At 77.3% G+C, this 7,245-nt stretch carries 7 protein-coding genes; all 7 read right to left on the bottom strand.

Annotated features, from left to right (window positions below):
* Positions 1-100 precede the first annotated feature (100 nt).
* Genes cobC through AC2CJA_RS21680 form a run of 7 tightly spaced genes read right to left on the bottom strand, consistent with a single transcriptional unit; the run spans position 101 to position 7,227 of the window.
* A complete protein-coding gene (gene cobC, locus AC2CJA_RS21710; protein WP_484604352.1) occupies positions 101-1,216 on the bottom strand; it encodes an Rv2231c family histidinol phosphate aminotransferase CobC in 1,116 nt (371 codons plus the stop codon).
* Positions 1,200-2,123 (bottom strand): sirohydrochlorin chelatase, encoded by a 924-nt coding sequence (locus AC2CJA_RS21705; protein ID WP_484604351.1) that lies wholly within the window; start codon positions 2,121-2,123, stop codon positions 1,200-1,202. Before AC2CJA_RS21705 ends, cobC begins: the two co-directional genes overlap by 17 nt.
* Positions 2,120-2,776: a precorrin-8X methylmutase gene (locus AC2CJA_RS21700; protein WP_484604350.1), complete on the bottom strand. Its 657-nt coding sequence runs from the start codon at positions 2,774-2,776 to the stop codon at positions 2,120-2,122. Before AC2CJA_RS21700 ends, AC2CJA_RS21705 begins: the two co-directional genes overlap by 4 nt.
* Complete coding sequence (locus AC2CJA_RS21695) at positions 2,773-3,000, bottom strand: DUF362 domain-containing protein (protein ID WP_484604349.1); 228 nt, start codon at positions 2,998-3,000, stop codon at positions 2,773-2,775. Before AC2CJA_RS21695 ends, AC2CJA_RS21700 begins: the two co-directional genes overlap by 4 nt.
* Complete coding sequence (gene cobJ, locus AC2CJA_RS21690) at positions 2,997-4,760, bottom strand: precorrin-3B C(17)-methyltransferase (RefSeq protein ID WP_484604354.1); 1,764 nt, start codon at positions 4,758-4,760, stop codon at positions 2,997-2,999. The genes AC2CJA_RS21695 and cobJ overlap by 4 nt, the downstream gene beginning before the upstream one ends.
* Before the next feature lie 23 nt (positions 4,761-4,783).
* Complete coding sequence (cbiE, locus tag AC2CJA_RS21685) at positions 4,784-6,055, bottom strand: precorrin-6y C5,15-methyltransferase (decarboxylating) subunit CbiE (RefSeq protein ID WP_484604348.1); 1,272 nt, start codon at positions 6,053-6,055, stop codon at positions 4,784-4,786.
* Positions 6,052-7,227, bottom strand: a complete 1,176-nt coding sequence (locus AC2CJA_RS21680) for a cobalt-precorrin-5B (C(1))-methyltransferase (RefSeq protein ID WP_484604353.1) — start codon at positions 7,225-7,227, stop codon at positions 6,052-6,054. Before AC2CJA_RS21680 ends, cbiE begins: the two co-directional genes overlap by 4 nt.
* Positions 7,228-7,245 lie beyond the last annotated feature (18 nt).

Raw genomic sequence — 7,245 nt, 5'->3', positions numbered from 1 at the left:
ATAAGAGACCCCGCCTGACCCGACCGCTGCCGGACCCGCCCGGCGGCGCGAACGGCGGCGGGAACCCCCCGGAGCGGGAGCCCGCCGCCGCTTCCGCGCGTCAGCGCACCCCGAGAGCGGCCAGCGTTCGCACCAGGCGGTCCGTCGTCGCCCGGTCGCGCACCGCCATCCGCAGCCACCGCGCGTCCAGACCGGGGAAGGTGTCCCCGCGGCGTACCGCGATGCCCTCCGCGCGCAGCCGCTCCCGCAGCCCGGCGGCGTCCGCGTGCCGCATCAGGACGAAGGGTGCCCGCGGGTCAGCGGTCGCCCGCCCCAGCTCGCCGAACTCCGCGAGCCGGCCGAGCAGATGGGCCCGGTCGGCGGCGGTCCGCTGTGCCGCCCGCTCCGCCTCGGCCAGTGCCGCCGGCTCGCAGCACGCCTCGGCCGCGGCGAGCGCGGGGGAGGAGACCGGCCACAGCGGCTGGTGCCGCGCCAGTTCGGCGACGGTCTGCGGGTCGGAGAGCAGATAGCCGATGCGCAGTCCCGCCAGCCCCCAGGTCTTGGTCAGGCTGCGCAGCACCACGGTGCGGCCCGGAAGGTCCGTCACCAGCCCCGCCAGGGACTCGCGCTCGCCCGGTACCGCGTCGATGAACGCCTCGTCCACCACCAGCGTCCGGCCCGGCCGCGCCAGCGCCGCCAGGGCCGGGGCCGGGTGCAGTACGGAGGTGGGGTTGGTCGGGTTGCCGACGACCACCGCGGCGGCCCCGGCCGGAACGCGCGCGGGGTCGAGGCGGAAGCCGTCCCGTTCGCCCAGGACGACGCGCTCCACCCGGTGGCCCGCGTCCAGCAGGGCGGCCTCCGGCTCGGTGAACTGAGGGTGCACCACGACCGGGCCGCCGGCGCGCCAGGCGTCCGAGCCGGGCGGGGGCAGGAACCGGGCGAGCAGGACGAACGCCTCCGCCGCACCCGCCGTCAGCAGCACGCACTCCTGCGGCAGCCCGTGCCGTGCCGCCACCGCCCGCCGCGCCGCCCGCCCGTCGGGGTAGGCGGCCAGCGAGCCGAGCGAGGCGGCCACCCGTTCCCTCAGCCACGCGGGAGGCGTGCCGGCGCGGACGTTGACCGCGAGGTCCACCAGGTCCGCGCCGGCGCCGCGCACCTCCGCGTCACCGTGGTGGCGCAGGTCGTGCGCGGTGTGCGGGGGCCGTGGGGGGCCCAGGGGGTCAGCGAGCGTGCGCATGGCCGCCATCGTGGTGATGGTGGTGCCCGTGGCCGTCGTCGTCCGGGTGGTGGTGGGGGCGCTGGGGCATGCCCACCTTGTCCTCGAAACCGGGCAGCGCGATGCGGTAGACGCACGAATCGCAGTTCATCCGCAGGTCGCCCTCGACGGCCTCGGTATAGCGCTCCCAGACCAGCTCCGCCAACTCGTCGGTGGGGCCTATGACATCGGCGCTGAGCACCTCGGTCTCCGGGTGCGCCGCGGCCCAGCTCCCGGTCTGCGCCCGCACCCGGTCCGGCAGGATGCCGGTGAACAGGAAGTACGGCAGCACCACGATCCGGCGGGCGCCCAGCGCCCGGCAGCGGTCCAGGCCGGCGGGTACGTCGGGGGCGGCGAGCGAGACGAACGCCGTCTCCACGCCCGCGTAGCCGCGCCCCTCCCACAGCAGCCGGGCCGCCTTGTGCACCTCGGCGTTGGCGTCCGGGTCGGTGGAGCCGCGGCCCACCAGCAGTACCGTGGTGCCGGCGCGGTCGGCGCCGTCCCCGCCGTCCGCCGCCCGCAGCGCCTCGTCCGCCCGGCGCTCCAGCACGTTCAGCAGCGACGGATGGGGGCCGAGGGGGCGGCCGTAGGCGTAGGCGGTGCCGGGGTGGCGCTGCTTCTCGCGGGCCAGGGCGGCGGGGATGTCGCCCTTGGCGTGTCCGGCCGAGACCAGCATCAGCGGGACGGCGGCGAACTTCCGCACGCCCCGCCCGGTCAGTTCGGCGACGGCGTCGGCGAGCGGGGGCGGGGACAGTTCGATGAAGCCTCCCGCGACGGGGAGGCCGGGCCGCCGCTCGCCGAGGTCGCGCACGAAGGAGCGGAACGCCTCGGCGCCGGCGTCGTCACGGGTGCCGTGGCCGACGAGGAGCAGGGCGGGCGGGCTGGTCACTGGGTCTTCTCCTTGGTGGTGCCGGAGCCGGAGCCGGGGACGGCGCCGACGTGCTGTGCGGCGGTGGCCGGGGTGTACAGAAGGGCGTTGAGGGCGGCCGCGGCCACCGCGCTGCCGCCCTTCTCCGAGACGTTGCTGACGGCGGGCAGACCGCTGGCGCGCAGTGCCGCCTTGCTCTCGGCCGCGCCGACGAAGCCGACGGGCAGGCCGACGACCAGAGCGGGGTCCGCGTCCAGGGAGAGCAGTTCGAACAGTGCGGTGGGGGCGCAGCCGACCACCCACACCGCGCCCGGTCCGACCTGCTCGTAGGCCAGCCGCACCGCGTGCGCGGAGCGGGTCAGTCCGTTCAGTCCGTCTTCGGCGCGGGCGTCGGAGAGCCGGCACACCGTCTCGCGCCGGGTGATCCCGGCGGCGACCATCTCGACGTCCGCCACGACCGGCGCACCGGCGTGCAGGGCGGTGTGCGCGGCGCGCAGTGCGCTCTCGTCGGTGACCAGGTCCTCGGCGTACGCCGGGTCGGCGCTGGAGTGGATCACCCGCTCCACCACGGCCCGGGTCAGCGGCGGCAGGTGGGAGGTGTCCAGCCGCGAGCGCAGGATGCGGTACGACTCCTCCTCGATGGGATGGACGGCGCGGGGCGCGGAAGGCGTCACGATGGCTCCTGAGGGGCGCGTACGGGGATCTCCTCGACGGCGTCGACCGGGCACACCTCGACGCACTCCAGGCAGCCGGTGCACAGTTCGGCCCGCACCAGCAGGGTGCCGCCCAGCGGACGTATCGCGTGGACCGGACAGGTCAGCAGGCAGGCGCCGCAGCCCGCGCAGCGCGAGGTGACGGTGACGGGCGCGGTCACCGGAACGGTCGTGGGCGCGGTCACCGCGTCTCCTGCCAGCGGTAGCCGCGCGGGGTGACCATGCGGCCGGCCACGGTACGGGTGGCGGTGTTGCCGACGGTCACCACCGTCATCATGTCCACCGTGGCCGGATCGAGCGCGCCGAGCGTGGTCACGGTGGCGCGCTCGCCGGGGCGCGAGGCGTTGCGCACCACCCCGGCCGGGGTGTGCGGGGGGCGGTGCCCGGCCAGCAGGGCGAGCGCCTCGGGAAGCTGCCAGTCGCGGCCCCGGCTGCGGGGGTTGTAGAAGGTCACCACCAGATCGGACTCGGCCGCGGCCCGGACCCGGCGCTCGATCACCTCCCAGGGCGTGTGCAGGTCCGACAGGCTGATCGAGACGTGGTCGTGGCCCAGCGGCGCGCCCAGCAGCGCGGCGGCGGCGAGCGCCGCGGTGACGCCGGGGACGCCGACCACGTCGATGTCGGCGGATGCCTCGGCCAGGGCGGGCGAGGCCATCGCGTACACCCCCGCGTCGCCGCTGCCGATCAGCGCCACCGCGTGGCCGGCGCGGGCCTCGGCCACGGCGGTGCGGGCGCGCTCCTCCTCCGCGCCGAGACCGGATTCCAGCACCCGGGTGCCCGGCCGCAGCAGATCGCGGATCTGGTCCACGTACTGGTCGAGGCCGACGACCACCGAGGCGCGGCGCAGTTCGTCGCGGGCGCGCGGGGTGAGCAGGTCGCGGGCGCCGGGCCCGAGCCCGACGACGGCCAGCCGCCCGCGGAGCCGCCGCCGCGCCACGGCGCAGGTCGCCATCGCGGGCCGTCCCCCGGGAGCGGACTTCCGCTTGGGCACGACCAGTTCGGCGCCCTCGCCGCAGGCGAGCAGCGCGGCGGCCTCCGCCACGCTCGGGGTGCCCACGGCGGCCAGCGGTGCGTCGGAGGGGTGGGGCACGGGCACGGCGGCCAGCTCCTCGGCGGGGTATGTCCGCAGCGGCACGCCCAGACGCCGGGCCGCCTCCACGATGCCCTCCTCGCCGGCCTTGGCCTCGACGGTGGCCAGCTCCGAGACGGACAGCGGCGACAGACCGGCGTCGGCCAGGGACCGTTCGATCAGGGCGGTGACCTCCTCGGCGGGCGCTCCCCGGCTGGCGCCGACGCCGACGGCGAGGGTCGGCGGGCGCAGGACGGCCGTGCGGTCGCCGGGCCGCACCGCGCGGTCGGTGACCAGCAGGGCGTACCCGCCGTCCGCACTTCCCCCACCATCCGGTTCGTCACTCCCGGTGGCGTTGTCGGTGGCATCGGTTACGTTGGGTGGCAGTGCGGGGAGGGGGAGGACACGATGACGCACCAGACGGACGGGCTCGCCGTCGAGGACGGCCCGCGACACCGCCGCGACGGCGCCCTCGACGGGCAGGCCGAGGGTGTCCAGACCGGGGATGCCCGCGGCGTCGGTGGCGGTGGTGACGACGGGACGGCAGCCGGGCAGGACCTCGGCCACCGCGTGCGCCAGATCGTTCGCGCCGCCCGCGTGACCGCCCAGCAGTGCCACGGCGTACTGCTGGGCCTCGTCCACGCACACCACGCCCGGATCGCCGGCCTTGCCGCCCAGCAGCGGGGCGATCAGGCGCACGGTCGCGCCGGTGGCGAGGAAGCAGACGAGGCGGTCGCACTCGGTGAAGGCGCGGGTGACCGCCTCGCGGACGGTGCCGGTGCCGGTGCCGTAGACGCGGACGGCCCCCGGCCAGGCGGCCGCCAGGCGGTCGCGGGCGCGCCGCCCCGCGGCGGTGGCGGAGACGAGGCCGGTCAGGCCGGCCGGGGCGTTCGGGGCGTTCACGAGGATGCTCCTTCGGTGCCGGGGCGGATGCCCCACAGGACGAAGACGGGGTTGCCGGCCGCCAGCCGCACCACCTCGCCGGGCAGGGGGGCCAGCCGGGAGGACTGCAGCAGCACGCCGTCGGCGGCGAGACCGGCGGCGCCGAGCGCGGCGCGTACCGCCGGCACACGGTCCAGCGCGGCGAGCGTGACGACGACCGTGCGGCGGGCGCGGAGCGCGCAGGCCGACACGATCGCCTCCAGCTCCCGCCCCCCGCCGCCGACGAACACGGCGTCGGGCTCGGGCAGCCCGGCGAGGACGCCGGGCGCCGCGCCGTGCACGGTCTGGAGGTCCACACCGTGGCCCGCGGCGTTGGCGCGGCAGCGTTCGGCGCCGTCGGCGGTGCGTTCCACGGCGATGGCCGCCGCGCCCAGGCGGGCGCACTCCACCGCGACGGAGCCGGAGCCCGCGCCGACGTCCCAGACCAGGTCGCCCGGGCGCGGCCCGAGCCGGGCCAGTGCCAGCGCCCGCACCTCGTACTTGGTGATCATCGAGTCGCGGTGCGCGAAGGCGTCCTCCGGCAGCGCCCAGCCGGCGCCCGCCCGCCGCGGCCCGGCGAGCGTCCGGGGACCGGGGGCCAGAGCACGGGAGGTGTCCAGGCACAGCACCACGCTGACCTCGCCGGGCCAGGCGCGGGAGGCGGCCTCGGCGGGGGAGAGGCGTTCGACGCGCTCGTCCGCCGTGCCCAGCGCGCTCGCCACCACCAGGGTGCGCGGCAGCCCCGCGGCGGCCAGGGCGGCGCCCAGCTCGGCGGGTCCCGCGCCGGGCCCGGTGAGCACGGCGGTCTTGGGGTGGGCGCGGCAGACGTTGACGGCGGTGCGCGGGTCGCGCCCGTGCGCGCTGACCACGGCGGCGTCGTCCCACGGCAGTCCGGCGCGGGCGAAGGCCACCGCGACGGACGGCGCGGTGGGCCGTACGTCCAGGGCTTCGGGGCCGAAGCGTTCAGCGAGCGAGCGGACGATCCCGAAGAACCCGGGGTCGCCGGAGGCGAGCACCACCACCGGCCCGCCGTCCTCGGACAGCTGGCGTTCGACGGCGTCCAGCGCCGGGGCGAGCGGTCCCAGGACCACGCGCCGTACCCCGGGGGGAGGGGCGGCCGCCTCCAGATGGCGGCGGGCGCCCACGGCCAGCCGGACCTTCCGCCAGGACAGCGTGCCGAGCCCGGAGGAGCCCGCCCCCGTGCCCGTGCCCGCCCCCGTGCCCGTGCCCGTGCCCACGACCGTGATCACGGCAGCAGCCCCCCGCCGTCGGAGCACAGGGCGACCACGGTGCGGCCGGTGAAGTCCACCATGGCCGCCTCCGCGGTGATCCGGCGGTCGGTGAAGCGCTCCAGCACGTCCACCACCCGTCGGCACAGCTCCGGAGCGGCCGTCTGCAGCAACCCCGCCGCGTCCCACAGCTCGTACGCGTGGCGGGCGGTGTTCGCCGCCGCGACCTCGGCCGCCAGCGCGTCCGCGCCGCCCACCGCGCGGGTGACGTCGGCCAGGACGGAGGTGTCCACCTTCGACCGCGTGTAGTGCGTCATCAGCACCCCGGAGGCCAGCTTGGTCAGTTTTCCCACCATGCCGACGAACACCACCCGGCCCACGCCGTGCTCCACCGCCCGCCGCAGCGCGGCGCCGGTGAAGTCGCCGACCTCGATGAAGCACACCGGCGGCAGCCCGGGCAGCAGTTCCATGGCGCCCTTCTCGGTGCGCCCGCCGGTGCACAGCACCACGGCCGGGGCGCCCTGCGCCGCGGCCACCGACACCGCCTGCTCCACGCTCGCCCGCCACGAGGCCGTCGAGAACGGCCGGACGATCCCGGTCGTCCCCAGGATGGAGATGCCGCCGAGGATGCCGAGCCGGGCGTTGGTGGTCCTGCGGGCGCGCTTCTCGCCGTCGGGCACGCTGATGGTGACGTCCACGCCGCGCTCCGCGGTGTCGACGACCTCGCCCACGGCCTGGCTGATCATGGCGCGGGGCACCGGGTTGATCGCCGGGCCGCCCACCTCCAGACCGAGCCCCGGCCGGGTGACGACGCCGACGCCGACGCCGCCGTGCAGTTCGATGCCCGGCTCGCCCCGCCAGCTCACCGTGGCGGTCAGCCGCGAGCCGTGGGTGACGTCCGGGTCGTCGCCCGCGTCCTTGACCACCACCGCCTCGGTGCGGCCCGGCCGCAGCTCGGCCGAGCGCTCCACGGCGAAGGTCACCCGCCGCCCCGAGGGCAGCGCGACCTCCACCCACGGCTGGGGCTCGCCGGTGACCAGGTGCAGCGCGGCGGCGCGGGCCGCCGCCGAGGCGCAGGTGCCGGTCGTCCAGCCGGTGCGCAGTGCCCTCGGGCGCTGCTTGGCGGTACGCGGCAGGTCCGGCTCCCGCAGCTCCGGCGCCCGGGAGAGCCCGCGCTCCGGCTCCTCACCCACGGCCGGCCGCCTCCCGGC

Source organism: Streptomyces sp. ATLC9 (assembly GCF_057196705.1).
This window is presented reverse-complemented; position numbering and strand designations above follow the sequence as displayed.

Bases quoted from the DNA above. Each gene is read 5' to 3' on its own strand.
- cobC (WP_484604352.1), bottom strand. From the start codon at position 1,216: ATGCGCACGCTCGCTGACCCCCTGGGCCCCCCACGGCCCCCGCACACC.